At 74.9% G+C, this 16,795-nt stretch carries 13 protein-coding genes; 3 read left to right on the top strand and 10 right to left on the bottom strand.

Features of this window, described 5'->3' with window-relative positions; all coding sequences use genetic code 11:
• Positions 1–4: 4 nt before the first annotated feature.
• The 7 genes from ACH4T9_RS16395 to ACH4T9_RS16365 all read right to left on the bottom strand — a co-directional run bounded on the left by ACH4T9_RS16395 (position 5) and on the right by ACH4T9_RS16365 (position 8,657).
• On the bottom strand, positions 5–871 hold the full coding sequence (locus ACH4T9_RS16395; protein ID WP_396672588.1) for an alpha/beta fold hydrolase: 867 nt from the start codon (positions 869–871) through the stop codon (positions 5–7).
• Between the two features lie 66 nt (positions 872–937).
• Positions 938–2,338 carry an MAP7 domain-containing protein gene (locus tag ACH4T9_RS16390; RefSeq protein ID WP_396672589.1) on the bottom strand — a complete coding sequence of 467 codons (1,401 nt, stop codon included), beginning with the start codon at positions 2,336–2,338 and terminating at the stop codon, positions 938–940.
• A gap of 13 nt (positions 2,339–2,351) precedes the next feature.
• Positions 2,352–2,732 (bottom strand): hypothetical protein, encoded by a 381-nt coding sequence (locus ACH4T9_RS16385; RefSeq protein WP_396672590.1) that lies wholly within the window; start codon positions 2,730–2,732, stop codon positions 2,352–2,354.
• A gap of 148 nt (positions 2,733–2,880) precedes the next feature.
• Positions 2,881–4,986, bottom strand: coding sequence for a beta-galactosidase (locus ACH4T9_RS16380; protein ID WP_396672591.1), 2,106 nt, complete (start codon positions 4,984–4,986; stop codon positions 2,881–2,883).
• A 4-nt stretch (positions 4,987–4,990) separates the two neighbouring features.
• Positions 4,991–5,968, bottom strand: coding sequence for a carbohydrate ABC transporter permease (locus ACH4T9_RS16375; RefSeq protein ID WP_396672592.1), 978 nt, complete (start codon positions 5,966–5,968; stop codon positions 4,991–4,993).
• The gene (locus ACH4T9_RS16370) at positions 5,965–6,993 is read right to left on the bottom strand and encodes an ABC transporter permease (RefSeq protein WP_396672593.1); all 1,029 of its coding nucleotides are present in this window, start codon (positions 6,991–6,993) and stop codon (positions 5,965–5,967) included. Before ACH4T9_RS16370 ends, ACH4T9_RS16375 begins: the two co-directional genes overlap by 4 nt.
• On the bottom strand, positions 6,990–8,657 hold the full coding sequence (locus ACH4T9_RS16365; RefSeq protein WP_396672594.1) for an extracellular solute-binding protein: 1,668 nt from the start codon (positions 8,655–8,657) through the stop codon (positions 6,990–6,992). The genes ACH4T9_RS16370 and ACH4T9_RS16365 overlap by 4 nt, the downstream gene beginning before the upstream one ends.
• 227 nt (positions 8,658–8,884) lie before the next feature.
• On the opposite strand from ACH4T9_RS16365, the gene ACH4T9_RS16360 reads away from it, so the two are divergent.
• From ACH4T9_RS16360 to ACH4T9_RS16350, 3 genes are all read left to right on the top strand, one after another.
• Complete coding sequence (locus ACH4T9_RS16360) at positions 8,885–10,105, top strand: ROK family protein (protein ID WP_396672596.1); 1,221 nt, start codon at positions 8,885–8,887, stop codon at positions 10,103–10,105.
• Positions 10,106–10,364: 259 nt separating this feature from the next.
• On the top strand, positions 10,365–12,866 hold the full coding sequence (locus tag ACH4T9_RS16355) for a glycoside hydrolase family 3 C-terminal domain-containing protein (RefSeq protein ID WP_396672597.1): 2,502 nt from the start codon (positions 10,365–10,367) through the stop codon (positions 12,864–12,866).
• Between the two features lie 37 nt (positions 12,867–12,903).
• Positions 12,904–13,923, top strand: coding sequence for a LacI family DNA-binding transcriptional regulator (locus ACH4T9_RS16350; protein WP_396672598.1), 1,020 nt, complete (start codon positions 12,904–12,906; stop codon positions 13,921–13,923).
• Positions 13,924–14,016: 93 nt separating this feature from the next.
• Here ACH4T9_RS16350 and ACH4T9_RS16345 read toward each other — a convergent pair whose 3' ends face one another.
• The 3 genes from ACH4T9_RS16345 to ACH4T9_RS16335 form a co-directional block, all read right to left on the bottom strand.
• A complete protein-coding gene (locus tag ACH4T9_RS16345; RefSeq protein ID WP_396673040.1) occupies positions 14,017–14,598 on the bottom strand; it encodes a GerMN domain-containing protein in 582 nt (193 codons plus the stop codon).
• A gap of 122 nt (positions 14,599–14,720) precedes the next feature.
• Positions 14,721–16,100, bottom strand: a complete 1,380-nt coding sequence (locus ACH4T9_RS16340; RefSeq protein WP_396672599.1) for a sensor histidine kinase — start codon at positions 16,098–16,100, stop codon at positions 14,721–14,723.
• Positions 16,097–16,783, bottom strand: coding sequence for a response regulator transcription factor (locus tag ACH4T9_RS16335; RefSeq protein ID WP_396672600.1), 687 nt, complete (start codon positions 16,781–16,783; stop codon positions 16,097–16,099). The genes ACH4T9_RS16340 and ACH4T9_RS16335 overlap by 4 nt, the downstream gene beginning before the upstream one ends.
• Between the last annotated feature and the right edge of the window lie 12 nt (positions 16,784–16,795).

Here is a 16,795-nt window from a genome sequence, read left to right as displayed (position 1 = left end):
CAGGTCACGTCCGCTGGGGCCATCCGGCCGGCTCGTGCGACGTCGTGTGGTCTCCGATCACCTCGGCGAGCCGCGGGCCGACCGCCTCCGACAGTGCGTGGCCCAGCCCGGGGACGGTGACGAGCCGGGCGTGGCCCACCAGCTCCGCGAGGTGCCGCGCGGAGGCGCTGCCGGCGACGGGGTCGGCCGGGGAGTCGACCACGAGGACGGGCGTGCTGACCGCCGCCAGCTCCGCGGCGCGGTTGAGGCCGTCCTGACTGGCCAGGGCGTGGGCGGCGGGGTTGTCGTGGCGCCCCGCGTGATCGATGATGCGCTCCTCCCGGCGCCGGAACTCCTCGGGGTCGAAGGGCAACTCGCCGCCGTTGAGGATGCGCCAGTGCCGGACGCGCCAGGCGATCTCGGCGGCGCGGTCCCGGGGCTCGAACATCGTCTCCCAGAACGCCAGCAGGGTGGGGTCGATCTCCGGCAGGTCGGTGGGACCACCGTCCATGGGGGTGGTGCCGACGAAGGTCGCCGTCGCCAGCCGCTCGGGATGGTCGAGCAGCAACAGCTGCGTCAGCATGCCGCCCATGGACATGCCGACCACGTGGGCGCGCTCGATGCCCAGCGCGTCGAGGAGCCGCACGGCGTCGGTGGCGAGCTCGGTGAGCGGGTACGGATGCTCGGCGAAGGGCCAGGTCGAGCGCCCGGTGTCGCGGTGGTCGTAGCGGATGACGCGGTGCCGGCGGCCCAGGGTGTCCAGCAGGGAGTCCGGCCAGGTCAGGCCGGAGGCGTTCGCACCCATGACGAGCAGCAACGCCGAGGCGGCCGGGTCACCGCGCTCCTCGGCCCACAACCGCACCCCGGGTGCCACATCGATGTGATGTTCCATGCCGGACAGGGTGGCCGATGATCGGTGCGCCGTCCACCGGGTTACCCGGCCGGCCCGGCGGCTGACCTACCTGCCCCGCTGACCCGGTGCCGCGCCCACCCCGGCCAGGAGGCCGAGGACGAAGCAGCCCACGCCGGTCAACGTCAGGAACCCGAGCATCAGCACCTCGGTGAAGCCGACCCCGCCCGCCCCGGGGTACGCCTGGAGGGCCAGCCGCTCGTGCCGGGCCGTGGAGTAGTCGTACGCGGCCGCACCGCCCATCACCCAGATACCGAACGCCTGGGCTCCCCAGACCAGCGCGGTGCGCACGTCGGGCAGCCACGTCGCGGGCGAACGCAGGTCCGGGCGGTACGCCCCGCCGAGCCGCACGGCCCACGGGACGAGGCCCACCCCGGCTCCCACCCCGGCCAGCAGGACCAGCACGGTGAGGACGCCGGCGGCGCCGGCGTCGAGAAAGCCCCAGGTGAGCCAGACGGCCAGGGTGAGGGCGAGCGTCCAGCCGGCCACGAGGGCCAGCGCGCGACCGGCCGCCTCGGCGCGGGCCTGGGGGGAGGTCCGGGCGGCCTCGAGCTCCGCCCGGAGTTTCCTGTCGTGCTCCCGCGCGAGCCGGTCCTGCTCGGCGCGGCGGGCGTTCGCCTCGGCCACCAGGCGCGCGGTCTCCCGCTGGGCCCGCTCCCACTCCTGCCGGGCCTGCTCCCGCTCCTGCCTGGCCTGCTCCGCCTCGCGCTGTCGCTCCCGCAGGGCGCGTTCCTGCGGCGAGACGTACGGGGACAGTGCCCGCCGGGCCGCAGGCTCCCGCAGCGGGTGCCCGCCGGCAACGTCGCCGGGGACCGGCCAGGACAGATCGGTCGCCACGACGACCCGCAGCCCGTCCACCGGCCGGCCCGGCAGCAGCGCGGCGACGCTGGGCCTGCCCGCCGTGCCAAGAGGGTCCAGCCCGTCGACGACCAGCACGAGCCGCTCACCACGGCGGCGGCACGCCGCCGCCGCGTCCGCGTACCGGCCCAGCAGGTGGGCCCGCCGCGTCGCCCTCGTCAGGTGCGCCGGCATCGCCCCGTCGGTCAGCTCGACCAGCTGCTCCAGCACGACGTCGGTGTAGGCGTCGGTGAGGCGTTGCCCGTCGTGGGCATCCGGGAAGAACGACACCACCCGTACGCCGGGCGGGGGGTGCAGCACGAACCACGACAGCAGGGCGGTCCTCCCCGCCCCCGCCTCGGCCTGCCAGCACAGGTACGGGCGCTGAGCGTCGGCGGTGCAGAAGTCCACGAGCGACGCCAGCTCGGCCTCGCGGTCGCACAGCCGCGCCGGGGCGATCCTGCGCACCTGCTCCAGGTACGCCGAACGCACCACCGGGCCGAAGGTGTTGATCTGGACGTTGTGGTCGCCGAACTGCATGCCCCGGCCGTGCCGGGCATCGACGCCCGGCTTCCGGCCTTTACCCCCGGCCGCCCGGCCGTCGGTCGTCATCTGCCGGCCCGCCTCAGTGGAACGTGTTGTGCTGGGTGTTGTTGCTGCCGAGCTGCACGCCGCGAGCCTCGCGCAGGTCCACGTGCCCCACCTCGGTCCGGCCGGACGCCTCCACCCGGGCCAGCAGCTCCCGCGCCGCCGACAGGATCTCCTCGTCCCGGTCCGCGCCGCTGCGGACGAGGTCCTCCGTGAGCCGCACCTGCCACGCCCCCGGGGTCGACTCCTCGGCCTCCAGGGCCTGCAACGCCTCCCTGCCCCGCCCGGTCAGCCGGCGCAGCAGCAGATCCCGCAGCCCGTCGTAACCGTTGCGAATCATGAGACTGGTCGCGTCGGTGATCCCCGTCGTCACGCCCGCCGTTGCCCCCGCCGCCATCGCCGCCAGGACCAACTCCACACCGGACACTCCAGCCCCCGTTCCCTCGACCCGCTCGCGTTTCCCGTCCATTCCACACCACCGGGTCCGCGCCGACCATCACCGGCGCGGGCGACCGAACCGGCGCGGTGTCGGGTTCCGGTCAGGCCGGTCCGGTTCGGCGTGGGCCTCAGCGCGCGGCGGGGGCCTCCCGGACGACGGCGACGCCACCGGCGAGAACCTCCACGGCGGTGTCGACGGTCGCGCCGGTGAGCAGCTCCACCCCGGCGGCGGGCACCCGGTGCGCGCGGTCGGTGTGGTTGAGCAGGAACAGCCAGCTACCCCGGGCGGAGCGGCGGCGGACCGCCTCCACCCCAGCGGGGGCGGCCGGGCAGGTCGGGGCCGCGCCCGCGCCGAGGGCCGCGTCGGTGAGCAGCCGCCGGTAGGTGTCGTCGTCGGGGCGGGTGGAGACGTACCAGGCGGTGCCCGCGCCGTGCCGGTAACGGGTCACGGCCGGCTGCCCGGCGAGCACCCCACCCGCGTACGCCCGGACCGGCTCGGCCCCGGCGAGCCGGACGGTCTCGGTCCAGATCCGCCCGGACCCGCCCCCGGCCAGGGGGACCTCGTCGCCGTCGGCCAGGGGGTGGAACTCCTCCACCCGGACGCCGAGCACGTCACGGAACGCCCCGGGGTAGCCGCCGGTCCGGACCCGGGCGTCCTCGTCGGCGACCCCGCTCAGCCAGGTCACCACGAGGTGCCCACCGCCGTGGACGTGCGCCCGGACCCACTCGGCGGTGGCGTCGGAGGCCAGGTAGAGCGCGGGAAGGACGAGCAGCCCGTACCCGTCGAGGGGGTCGCCGGGCAGGACCACGTCACAGCCGAAGCCGGCCCGCCACAGCGCCCGGTGCGCCGCCGCGGCCTCCTCGTGGTGGTTGAGTCGCTGCGAGGGCAGGCCGGGGTGTTGCAGGGCCCACCCGCAGGCGGCGTCCCAGCCGATCGCCACGGACGCCTCGACGGTCGCGCCGTCGGCCTCGGCGACCCGCTCCAGGGCCTCGCCGAGGGCGACGGTCTCCCGGAACACCCGGCTGTCCGGGCCGGCGTGCGGCACGAGCGCGGAGTGGAAGCGTTCCGCCCCGCCGGCCGGGGCCCGCCACTGGAAGTACATCGCGCCGCGCGAGCCCCGGGCCACGTGGGCGAGGCTGTGCCGGGCCATCCGGCCGGGCTCCTTGGTGTGCATCCGCCCGGCGGTGTAGATCAGGTTCGGGGCGCTCTCCATCAGCAGCCACGCCGCGCCTGCGGCGGCGTCGCCGGGCGATCGGGCCCCGGCCGGCCGGCCGCCCGCGCCCTCGTCAGCGGTCGCGCCGGGGCCGGTGGCCGCCCGAAGCCGGGCGCCGTGCCGGGCCCAGCCCCGGGCCAGGTCCGCTGCCAGGGCGGTCTGCTCCTCCGCGCCGCCGTCCACGGCGGACGGATAGTGGTCGACGGCCACCAGGTCCACCTCGGCGGCCCAGCGGGCGTGGTCCACCGGCACCCAGTCGCCGAGGACGTAGTTGGTGGTGACCGGCACCGCCGGGTTCGCCGCCCGCAGCAGGTCGCGCTGCTCGGCATACGCCTCCAGCAGGGTGTCGGACCAGAACCGGCGGAAGTCGAGCAGCTGCCCGGGGTTGGCCAGGTACTGGGTGGCCCGGGGAGTGCTGACCTGCGCCCAGTCGGAGTAGTGCTGGCTCCAGAAGCTGGTGGCCCAGGCGGCGTTGAGCGTGTCGAGGTCGCCGTGGCGGGCGGCCAGCCAGCGCCGGAACGCCGTCGCGGCGTGCTCGCAGTGGCAGGTGGTGCCGTACTCGTTGTGCACGTGCCACAGGGCCAGCGCCGGGTGGTGGGCGTAGCGGTCGGCGAGGACCGCGGCGATCCGGCGGGCCGCGGCCCGGTACGCGGGCGCGGCGGCGCAGTAGGTGTCCCGGCTGCCGTGGTGCAGCCGTACCCCGTCGGCGGTCACCGGCAGCGCGCCCGGGTGGGCCAGTGAGAACCAGGGCGGCGGCGAGGCGGTCGGGGTGGCCAGGGCGGCGGCGATGCCGTGCTCGCCCAGCAGGTCCAACGCCCGGTCGAGCCAGTCGAAGTCGTACCGGGCGGGGGCGGGTTCGAGGCGGGACCAGGCGAACACGCCGACGGTGACGAGGTTGACCCGGGCCCGGCGCATGAGGTCGACGTCCTCCCGCCACACCCGCTCGGGCCACTGCTCGGGATTCCAGTCCCCGCCGTAGCGGAGCCGGCCCTCGTCCCACATGTCGTACCGTCCGTTCACTGGTTCAGCCCTTCACGGCGCCGGTGATGACGCCCTTGGTGAAGTGCCGCTGCACGAACGGGTAGACGATCACCGCCGGAACGACGGTCACCACCACCACGGCCATCTTCACCGCCAGGGTCGGCGGGTACGCCGTGACGCCGGGCAGGCTGATCGAGGCGCCCGAGACGTTCGGCGACTGGCCGGCCAGGATGTAGCTCTGCAACACCCGTTGGATCGGGAACTTGTCGTTGTCGTCGATGTAGAGCACCGAGTTGAAGTAGGCGTTCCAGTAGCCGACCGCGTAGAACAGGCCGACCACCGCGATCACCGCCTTCGACAGCGGCAGCATGATCCGGGTGAGGATGCGGAACTCGCCCGCCCCGTCGATGCGGGCGCTGTCCAGCAGCTCGCCGGGCACGTTCATGAAGAACGCCCGGACGACCACGAGATTGAACACGCTGATCGCGCTGGGCAGGATCAGCGACCAGATGCTGTCCTTGAGCCCCAGGCCGGTGACCACCAGGTAGCTGGGCACCAGGCCGGGGAAGATGAGGAAGGTCAGCAGGAAGAAGAACAGCAGCCCCCGGTGCCCGACCGAGCCGGGCCGGGACAGCCCGTACGCGGCGAGGACGGTGAGCACCAGGCTGACCGTCGTGCCGAGCACGGTGACCAGGGTGCTGATCCAGACGGCCCGGGTGATCTGGCCGCCGTTGAAGATGGTGATGTACGCCGACAGGTCGATCTCCCGGGGCACCATCACCATGCCGCCGGCCGCGTCGATCGTGTCCCGGGAGGCGAGGCTGGTCACCAGCACCGCCCACAGGGGCACGAGCACGGCCGCGACGAGCAGGGCGAGCACGACGCCCTTGCCCAGGACACCGGCCGGCGACGGTGGCTCCTCCCACGGGGCTCGCCGGGCGCCCCGCCGCCGGGTGCGCGGCGGGCCGCCCACCGATGGACCCGCCGGCACCGGCCCGACGCCACTGAGCTGTGTGGTCATGACTTGGAGTACACCCCCTGCTCGCCGAGTCTGTGCGCGATCTTGTTGGCCGCGACGATGAGGAGCAGCCCGACCACGGCCTTGAACAGCCCGGCTGCGGCGCCCAGCCCCCACTGCTGGGTGGCGATGGCCTGGTAGTAGACGAACGTGTCGAGCACCTCCGCGGCGTCCCGGCCGACCGCCTCCCGCTGGAGGATGAACTGCTCGAACCCGACCGACAGCGCGTCGCCCAGCCGCATGATGAGCAGCAGCACGATCACCGGGCGCAGGCCGGGCAGGGTGATGTGCCACAGCCGCCGCCACCGGCCGGCCCCGTCGGCGGCCGCCGCCTCGTACAGGTTGGAATCGATCGCGGACAGCGCGGCCAGGAAGACGATCGCGCCCCAGCCGACGTCCTTCCACACCGACTCGGCGGTGACCAGCACGATGAAGGTGTCCGGGTTGGTCATGATGTTCCACGGTTGCAGGCCGGCCTCGCGCATCTCCTGGGCCAGCAGGCCGGCCCCGCCGAGCATCTGCACGAAGAACGTCACCACCAGCACCCAGCTGAAGAAGTGCGGCAGGTAGACGACGCTCTGCACGAAGCCGCGCACCCGACCGGAGACGAGGCTGTTGAGCAGGATCGCCAGCAGGATCGGCAGCGGGAAGAAGAACACGATCTGGAACGCGGTGATGGTGAGGGTGTTGCGCACGGCGTCCCAGAACAGCGGGTCGGAGAACAGGGCCTCGAAGTTGCCGAAGCCGATCCACTCGCTGTACAGGAACGCCTCGACCGGGTCGTCGCCGACGAACGGGTTGTAGTCCTGGAAGGCGATGATGTTGCCGAGCGTTGGCAGGTAGTGGAAGACCAGCAGCAGCGCGGCGGCCGGCGCGGTCATCGCCAGCAGCGGCCAGTCCCGGCGCAGCCGGGCCCGCAGGGAGGCCCGGGGCCGGGTAGCCCGCCGGGGTTCCCGCCGCCCGGGGGGCGGGGCCTCGCCGGCCGCCGCCGGCGCGTCGACCGCGCCGGCGGTGCCCGGGCCGCTCATCGGCCGTTGTCGGCGAGCGCCTTCTCGAAGAACGCGCGCCCCTCCTCGCCCCCGGAGGCGAGGAACTCCTTCGTCAACTGGTCGAGGTCGCCGATCGGCCGGCGGCCACGCAGGATGTCCCGGATCTTGTCCTCCGTCGGCTGGATGATCTTCGACCAGTTGGCGGGCAGCTCCAGCTTGATCCCGGCGAACAGGTCCCTCTCCAGCAGGCCGATGTTCTTCTTGTAGTAGTCGAGGTAGTCCTGGACGAAGTTCGGGGTGTCGCCGCTGCGGACCTTCACCGGGACCCGGCCGCCGATGTGGGTGTACTGGGCGCCCAGTTCCTTGCGGCCCAGCTCGGTCGGGATCGGGCTGCCGTCGGCCGCGCGGGTGAAGTGCCGGCCCTCCACGCCGTACTCGCGCAGCTCGAACTCGCGGCTGCCGAACGGCGCGGCGCACCAGTTGAGCACCCGCAGCAGCTCGTCGACCCGGGCGGCGCCGAGGCCCTTCTTGAGGAAGGTGAAGAAGACCGGCTTCTCGCTGCCCCAGATGACGGTCTGACCGCCGGACACCCCGAACACCGGCAGCGGCTGCATATCGAAGCTCGCCAGCACCTTGGACTGCTCGCCCTGCATGCCCTGCCAGGCGCCGAGCCCGTCCTGGAACATCAGGATCTTGCCTGCCTTGAAGAGCTGCTTCTCGTCGGCGCCCTTGCTGGAGACCGTGTCGGGGTGCACCAGCCCGTCGGAGAACAGCTTGGCGGTGAACTCCAGCGCGGCGCGGTAGGCCGGATTCTCGAACTTGTGCTCCAGGCCGCCGTCGGGCTTCCTGCGCCAGGTCTGCTGGCAGCCGAAGAACTGCTGGACCATGTCGAAGACGCTGCCGAAGGCCCAGACCCCCTTGCCGGGGTCGGTGAGCTTCTTCCCCAGCTCGTACAGCTCGTCGGGGGAGGTCGGGGCGGCCAGGCCCGCCTTGTCGACCAGGTCCTTGCGGTGGAACAGCGCCCAGGCGAACGGGCCGTCGGTGGGGAACGGCACGGCGTGCAGCCGCCCGCCCCAGACCGAGTACTCCCACGCGCCGGTGGGCAGCGCGGCGAGGTACGGGTACTTCGCGGCGGCGTCGCCCTTGAGGTGGTCGGTCAGGTCCTCGAACAGCGCCTTGACCGCGTCGGAGAACCGGGCGACCTTGTCGACCTCCCAGTTCGGCACGCTGAGCAGGTCGGGCACGTCCCGGGCGCCGAGCATGGCGTTGAGCTTGTCGGCGTACGTGGTGCCGTCCTGCAGGCTCGGGTTCACGTCGACGCCCAGCTTGCCGTTGACCGCCGCCAGGTAGGAGTTGTTGCCCAGGGTCGGCGGGGTGGGGCCCCACCAGGGGCTCATGGAGCGGATCGCCCCGCCGCCCCTGCCGGGCTGCTCGGTGACCGCGTCGACGAGCTGCCGGGGGTACTTGAGGTAGCCCTCGGGGATCGCCCCCTCCCCCGGGATGTCCGGCTTGAGCACCTCGGCCGACTTGTAGGTGGGCAGCACGGACCGGATGGCGTCGGCCTTGGTGGCGCTGCCCTTACTGCCGGCCTCCTTGCTGCAGCCGGCGAGGGTGGCGCCGCCCATCGTCGCGGCGGTGCCGAGACCGATCAGACGCAGCATGGTCCGGCGATCGGTGGATGCGCCTGGCAGGGACGGCTTCACGGCGCACTCCCTTCATCTGACAGGCGGGGCTTGCGGAGCACGAGCGCCCGGCTAGGATTAGTTGGGGTACTAGCCGAACAAACTAATCGACGGTGATCCGACCCACAAGGGAGCGGCGCCCGCGCCACCGGCGAGGCCCGGGGTCGTCCGGTGGGGCGCCGGGGTGCGCGATGATGGACGCGCGAACCGACCGGGATCGCACCGGCAGCGCAGGGAGCGGGCAGATCTTGATCAGCAGGCAGAACGACCCGCAGCCGACCGACCTCGGCGACGTGCGGGTCGCCAACCGGGCCGTGGTGCTGCGACACGTCCGGGTGCACGCCCCCTGCTCCCGGGCCGACATCGCGGCGCACACCGGGCTCAACAAGGCCACCGTCTCCAGCCTCGTCGCCGAGCTGATCGACCGCCGGCTGCTGCGCGAGACCGGGCTGACCGAGCACCGGGTCGGCCGGCCGGCCACCATGCTCGTGCTCGACGGCGAGCCGTACGCCGCCCTGGGTCTGGAGATCGGCGCCGACGAGCTGGTGGTGGTCGCGGTCGACCTCGGTGGCAGCCGGCTGCTCACCTGGCGTCGCGCCTTCCCCGCCCCCTCGTCCCCGCCGGACGAGACGGTCCGCGCCCTCGCCGCGCTGGCCCGCCGGGCCGTCGCCCGGGTCACCGGCCAGGGGCGGGCCGTGCTCGGCCTCACCGTCGGCGTGCCCGGCCTGGTCGACACGGCCGGCTGCGTGCCGCTGTCGCCCGCGCTCGGCTGGCGCGACGTCCCCCTCGCCGCCGCGCTGCGCGCCGCGCTGCGCAACCCGGAGTTCACCGTCACGGCGGACAACGAGGCGAACCTCGCCGCCCTGGCCGAGCAGCGGCACGGCGCCCACGCCGGGGCGGCCAACCTGGTCCACCTCACCGGCGGCGCCGGGATCGGCGCCGGGGTGATCGCCGACGGGCGGCTGCTGCGCGGCGGGCGGGGCTTCGCCGGCGAGATCGGGCACCTGACCCTCGACCCGGCCGGCCCCGCCTGCGCCTGCGGGCAGGCCGGCTGCCTGGAGGCGCTGACCGGGCTGCCCGCGGTGGTGCGCCGGCTGCTGCCCGACACCGCCGAGGACGGGCCGGTCACCGACTTCCTGCCGGAACTCGACCGGATCCGGGCCCTCGCCGGGCAGGACGACCCGACCGTACGGGCCGGGCTGGCCGAGATCGGCCGCCACCTCGGGCACGGGGTGGCCCTGCTCGCCAACCTGGTCAATCCCGAGGCGGTGCTGGTCGGGGGCCACTATGCGGCGCTGGGGCCGTGGCTGCTGCCCGCGGCCCGGGCCGAACTCACCGCCCGGACCCTCGCGCCTCAGGCGGGCGGGTGCCGGCTGGAGGCGTCGACCCTGGGCGGGGCGGCGACCGCGCTCGGGGGCGCGACCGCCGCGCTGGCCACCGTCGAGAGTGGCCGGCTGCCCACCCGCTGAGCAGGGCGAGACCCGGCGTCGACCGCGATCCACGGCCGCCGGCCCTTGACCGCGTCGCCCCGATGGTGCCAACCTCGGAGCAGCCGTCCCGTCCGGGCAGCCGGGGCGGCTTGTTCTCCGCAGGTTGTCGAAGCGCTTCGCCGCATCCGGGTCGACAGCCGCACACCACCACCGTGATGTCGCTCGTCACGACGGCCGTCGAAGCGCTTCGACCTGCCGACCGGGCGACCGCCTGCCCATGGAAGGTATCCGATCCGCCATGACCGACAGCATCGGCCGGACCTCCGGCCCGTCCCCCGACGCACGCGTCGACGGCCTGCTGGCCCGGCTCACCCTGCCCGAGAAGATCGGGCTGCTGCACCAGTGGCAGGCGCCGGTCGAGCGGCTCGGCCTGCGGCCGTTCCGCACCGGCACCGAGGCGCTGCACGGGGTGGCATGGCTCGGGACGGCCACGGTCTTCCCCCAGGTGATCGGGCTGGCCAGCAGCTGGAACGCCGAACTGGTGCGGGCCGTCGGCGCCGCCGTCGGTGACGAGGTGCGCGCCAAGCACCACGCCGACCCCGGCCGGGTCGGCCTCAACGTCTGGGCGCCCGTGGTCAACCCGTTGCGCGACCCCCGCTGGGGACGCAACGAGGAGGGCTGGTCGGAGGACCCGGGACTGACCGGGCGGCTCGCCACCGCGTACGCCACCGGCCTGCGCGGCGGGCACCCGGACCGGCTGCGTACCGCGCCGACGCTCAAACACTTCCTGGGCTACAACAACGAGACCGACCGGGCCACCACCTCCAGCGACCTGCCGCCGCGGGTGTTGCACGAGTACGAGCTACCGGCGTTCCGGGCGCCGCTGGCCGCCGGCGCGGCGGTCGCCGTGATGGCCTCGTACAACCTGGTCAACGGCGTGCCCGCGCACCTGAGCCCGCTGATCGCGGCCGAGCTGCGCCGGATGGCCCCCGACGAGATCATGGTGGTCGGCGACGCCGGGGCCGCCACCAACATCGCCGGCGCGCAGGCCCACCTGCCGGACCACGTCAGCGGGTTCGCCGCCGCCCTGCGCGCCGGCATCGACAGCTTCACCGAGGACGACACCGACACCCGGCCCACGGTCGAACGGCTCACCGAGGCGCTGGAGCGGGGCCTGATCACCGCCGCCGACGTGGACCGGGCGGCGCGGCGCGTCCTGTCCGTCCGGGCCCGCCTCGACGACCTGGACCCGCCGGAGTCCGACCCGTGGGCGGGGGTGTCCCCGGACGTGGTGGACTGCCAGGCGCACCGGGAACTCGCCCGCGAGGCCGCCCGGCAGTCGGTGGTGCTGCTGCGCAACGACGGGCTGCTCCCCCTGGCCCCGACGCCCGGTCTGCGCCTCGCCGTGCTCGGTCCGCTGGCCGACGCGGTGCACACGGACTGGTACAGCGGCACCCTGCCGTACGCCGTCACGCTGCACGCGGCCCTGACCGGGCCGGTGGGCGAGGTGACCACCCACAGCGGGGCGGACCGGATCGCGCTGCGCGCCGGCGGCCGGTACGTGCGCGCGACGGCCGACGACGGCGGCCCGCTCACCGCCGACGCGCCGAGCGCGACCGAGGACACCTGGTTCGACGTCTTCGACTGGGGCGCGGAGGCGGTGGCGCTGCGCGCCGTAGCCAACGGCCGGCACGTCGGGGCCGACGACGAAGGCGACCTCGTCAACGACCGCCCCGGGCCGGGCGGCTGGGTGGTCCGGGAGACCTTCCGGTTCGCGCCGGGCCCCGACGGCACGGTGCTGCTGCGTCACCTCGCCACCGACCGGTACGTCGCCGTCGGGCCGGACGGGCGGCTGCGCATCGACGCCGCCGACCCGGACGCGGCCACCCCGTTCGCCGTGGAGCTGCTCGTCGACGGCGCAGCCCGGGCCGCCGAGCTGGCCGCCGCCGCCGACGTGGCGGTCGTGGCCCTCGGTAACCACCCGATGGTCAACGGGCGGGAGACCGAGGACCGGGTCGACCTGGCGCTGCCGGCCGGGCAGGAGGCCCTGCTGCGCGCCGTGCACGCCGCCAATCCCCGGACCGTGCTCGCCCTGACCAGCAGCTACCCGTACGCGATCGGCTGGGCCGACGCCCACCTGCCGGCGGTGCTGTGGTCCGCGCACGGCGGCCAGGAGCACGGGGCGGGGCTGGCCTCGGTGCTGCTCGGCGACGCCGAGCCGGGCGGCCGGCTCACCCAGACCTGGTACGCCGACGCCGCGGACCTGCCCGACCTGCTCGACTACGACATCATCGGCTCCGACGCCACCTACCTCTACCACCGGGGCGAGCCGCTGTACCCCTTCGGCCACGGGCTGAGCTACACCCGGTTCGACTACGCTGACCTCCGGTTCAGCGCGACGTCGGTGACCGCCGACGGGGAGGTCGAAGTGAGCGTCGAGGTCACCAACAGCGGCACCCGCGTCGGCGAGGAGATCGTCCAGCTCTACACCCGGCAGCGCCGGTCCCGGGTCAAGCAGCCCCTGCGCCAGCTTCGGGACCACGCCCGGATCACCCTCGCCCCGGGCGAGCGGCGGGTGGTCCGGCTGCGCCTGCGCGCCACCGAGCTGGGCTGGTGGGACGACTCGCGCGGCGGGCACGTGGTGGAGGACGCCCCGCACAGTGTGCTGGTCGGGCGGTCCGTGGGCGACATCCGACTGGTCGGCACCCTCTCCGTTCGGGGCACGGCCGGCGGGCCGGTGCGGGCGGCCGACGGCGCGGGGCCGGCCAGGGAGGCCTCCGGTGCCGGCCGGGCCCGGTGAGCAGGCCGGGCCTCGCCCGGCGACGGCGGTGCGCCCGGTGAAGTCCCCCGACCTGGTCACCATCGCCGACGTCGCCCGGCACGCCGGTGTCGCGGTCAGCACGGTGTCGTACGTGCTCAGCGGCAAGCGGGCCATCTCCGAGGTGACCCGCACCCGGGTGCGGGCCAGCATCCGGGCGCTCGGCTACCACCCGAACGCCGGGGCGCGCGCCCTGGCCAGCCGACGGGCCAACGTCGTCGCGCTGGTGCTGCCGCTGCGCTCCGGGATGCAGGTGCCGGTGGTGATGCAGTTCGCCATGGCGGTGGTGACCACCGCCCGCACCGTCGACCACGACGTCCTGCTGGTCACCTCCGACGAGGGCCCCGCCGGGCTGAGCCGCATCGCGGCCAGCGCGATGGTCGACGGGGTCCTGCTGATGGACGTGGAGATGCACGACTCCCGGGTGCCGCTGCTGCGGGAACTGGGGCGGCCCAGCGTGCTGATCGGCTTCCCCGCCGACGCCACGGGGCTGACCTGCGTCGACCTGGACTTCCACCGGGCCGGTCAGGTCTGCGTCGAGCACCTGGCGGGGCTGGGCCACCGGCGGATCGCCCTGCTCGGCGCCCCCGCCGCCGTCTACGACCGGGGCACCGGATTCGCGCACCGGACCAGGGCCGGCGTCGTCGACGCCGCCGCGCGGCTGGGCGTGGACGCCGTGGTCCGCCCCTGCGAGGAGGGCACGGCGGCCGTCCGCCGGGAACTGGTCGAGCTGCTGGAGCGCTGGCCCGACCTGTCCGGGCTGGTCGTGCAGAACGAGGCGGCTGTCGGCCCCGTGCTGGCCACGCTGCCCACCCTGGGCCGGCGGGTGCCCGAGGACGTGTCGGTCGTCGGGATCTGCCCCGACCAGTTCGCCGAGCAGGCCAGCCCGCGGCTCACCTCGGTGCCCGTGCCGGCCGAGGAGGTCGGCCAGCAGGCCGTGTCGCTGCTCATGCGCAAGGTGCACGGCGAGCCGGTGCCGGACGCCACCCTGCTGGAGCCCCGGCTGACCGTACGCGACAGCACCGCGCCGCACCGCTGACCCGGCGGCGGGGCACGGGACGCGCGCGGCGGCGGGCCGAGCCTCACGGGTGGGCATGACCGCCCCCACCACAGCGTGGTCAGCGGACGACGGTCAGCGGACGACGGTGAGGGCGGTGTAGTCGGCGGCCGTCAGCGGCTGGGCGGAGAGCGAGCCGTCCGCCCGGGGCACCCCGAGGGGGCGGCCGTCGCGCAGGAACGACACGGTGGTGACGTCGTCCCGGGCGTCGAGGGTGCAGACGATCTGCCCGAACGCCAGGACCTCGTCGCTGCGGCCGGTCTCGTCGCCGGTCTGGCCGACCGCCACCCGCGCCTGGCCGCCCGCGACGTCCGCGACGACGGCGCTCATCGCTCCCGGCAGCGCGCTGGTCAACCCGGCGTCCCGCTCGACGACGGTGGGGCCGGCGAGCAGGTCGCGCAGCTGGGCGTCGACGTCGGGCGCGCGGTCGACACGGCGCGGCACCGGCACCAGCCGGTCGTCCCGGACGAAGCACAGCGTCTCGGTGATCCGGCCGGTCGGGGCGGTGCTGCCGGCCGTCGCCGGGGACGGGAACGGCCCGGGCGGGACCCCGACCACCCTGGGCCGGTCCTCGGCGGGCACCCCGCAGGCGGACGCCAGGACGAGCAGGCCGGCCAGGACGGCCGGGGCGACGACGCGCCGGGCGCGGCCCGGCAGGCCGACGCGATCGCCGGTGCGGCCGGTTCCCCCGGCCTGGCCGCCGCCCACGGCGGGCGCTGCGACACGGGCTCCGGGGGGCGCCGCGGCGCGGGATCCGGCGGGCGCTGCGGCGCGGCCCGTCACGGCAGGCTCCCGGGCAGGGTGACGTGGAACCGGGCGCCCCCGCCGGGGCGGTCGAGCACGCCGGCCCGCCCGCCGTGCGCGGTGGCGTGCTGGGCTACCAGGGCCAGGCCGAGGCCGGTGCCGTCGCCGGTGCCCCGGGCGTGGGCGGCCCGGCCACGGACGAAGCGGTCGAAGATGGCCTCCCGGTCCTCCACCGGCACCCCGGGGCCGTCGTCGTCGACCTCGATCACGCCGGCGTCGCCGTCGCGCGACAGGCGCACCGCTACCGGACCGGCCCCGTAGCGGGCCGCGTTGTCGAGCAGGTTCACCAGCACCTGCGCGACGCGCCGCTGCTCCACCCGCCACGTCCGCGGCGTGCCGGCCGTCAGTAGCACCAGCGAGGCCGGGAGGTCCCGCTCGATGCAGGCCCGCCGCGCCAGCTCCACCACGTCGACCGGGGCGCGGTGGGCGGGCTGGTCGCTGCGGGCCAGGTCGATGAGATCGTTGACCAGCCGCTGAAAGCGGTCGATCTCGTCGGCCACGAGACCGGCGGCGGTGGCGGTGCGCTCGTCGTGGTGCTCCCGCCGCCGTTGCAGGACGCTGGCCGCCGCGGCGAGGGTCTGCAACGGCGAGCGCAGCTCGTGGCTGACGTCGGCGGCGAACCGGCGGTCCCGTTCGATCCGGCGGGCCAACTGGTCGACCATGTGGTTGAACGAGGTGGACAGCCGGGTGAGGTCGGGGTCGGTGGCCGGGTCGAGGCGGGCGGTCAGCTCACCGGCGGCGATCTTCTCCGCGGCGTTGGCGACCGCGGTCAGCGGACGCAGGCCGTGCCGGGTGGCGTACCAGCCCAGCGCCGCGCCGGAGCCGGCAACCATGATGGCCACGGCGGTCAGCGTCAGGGCCAGCGCCTGGAACGTCCGCTCCAGCTCCCCCAACGAGTTGACCTCGTAGTACGTCGCCGAGCCGGACAGCGGCACCCCCACCAGCAGGGCGGCCTGCCCGTCGACGCGGACCCGCTGCACGGCCGGTTGCCCCGCGCCGACGAGCCGTTGCAGTTCCTCCGGGACGGCGGCGGTGAGCCCGACGTCGGCGGTGCGGCCGTGCCAGTCGCCGTCGAGGTTCAGCAGCGCCCGCCGGCTGCCGCCGGTGTCCAGCGAGCGCAGCACCTCCACCACGTCCGGGTCGTCGGTGTCCAGGCCGTTGCGCACCACGGCGGCGTCGAAGTACGCGGCCCGCACCGCGGTGCGCTCCCGCTCGTCCATCAGGGACCGGCGGGTCAGCTCGTACGAGACCAGGGCCATCGAGGCGGCCAGCAGCAGCGCCCCGGCGGCGAACGCCGCGGTGACCCGGGCGCGCAGGCCGAGGCGACGCCGCGCGGGCGGGCGGGGGCCCGTCATCGTTGCAGCTTGTAGCCGAGCCCGCGCAGGGTCACCAGGTGCTCGGGGTTGGCCGGGTCCGGCTCGATCTTCTGCCGCAGCCGGCCGACGTGCACGTCGACCAGCCGCTCGTCGCCGGTGTCGTACCCCCAGACCCGTTGCAGCAGCTGCTGGCGGGACAGCACCCGGCCGGCGTGCTCGGCCAGCTCGCACAGCAGCCGGAACTCGGTGCGGGTCACCGGCACGCGGTGCCCGGCCCGGCGTACCTCCCCCGCCTCGGGGCTGACCTCCAGGTCACCGAAGGCCAGCACCGGCACCTGCTCGGCCACGGCCGGGACGACGGCACGGGCGCGGCGGCGCAGGGCGCGCAGCCGGGCGGTCAGCTCCTTGATCGCCACGGGCTTGACGACGTAGTCGTCGGCGCCGGCCTCCAGGGCGGCCACGATGTCGTGGGTGTCGTCGCGGGCGCTGACCACCACGATCGGCACGTCGTCGTCGCGGCGTAGCTGGCGGATGCACTCGAAGCCGTCCAGGCCCGGCAGCATCAGGTCGACCAGGACGTAGTCGGCCGGGTCCCGGCGCTGGGCGCGCAGCCCCTCCTCGGCCGTGGCAGCGCCGTGGGCGTCGTAGCCCTCGTCCTCCAGTGCGAGCAGCAGCGCCAGCCGGATGCGGTCGTCGTCCTCGATCACCAGTACGGACGTCATATCGGAATCATC

Origin of the sequence: Micromonospora sp. NPDC020750 (genome assembly GCF_044334565.1) — a bacterium.
Lineage (GTDB): Bacteria > Actinomycetota > Actinomycetes > Mycobacteriales > Micromonosporaceae > Micromonospora.
Note: the sequence above shows the minus strand (reverse complement) of the source record. Positions and strands in the feature narration are given on the sequence as shown.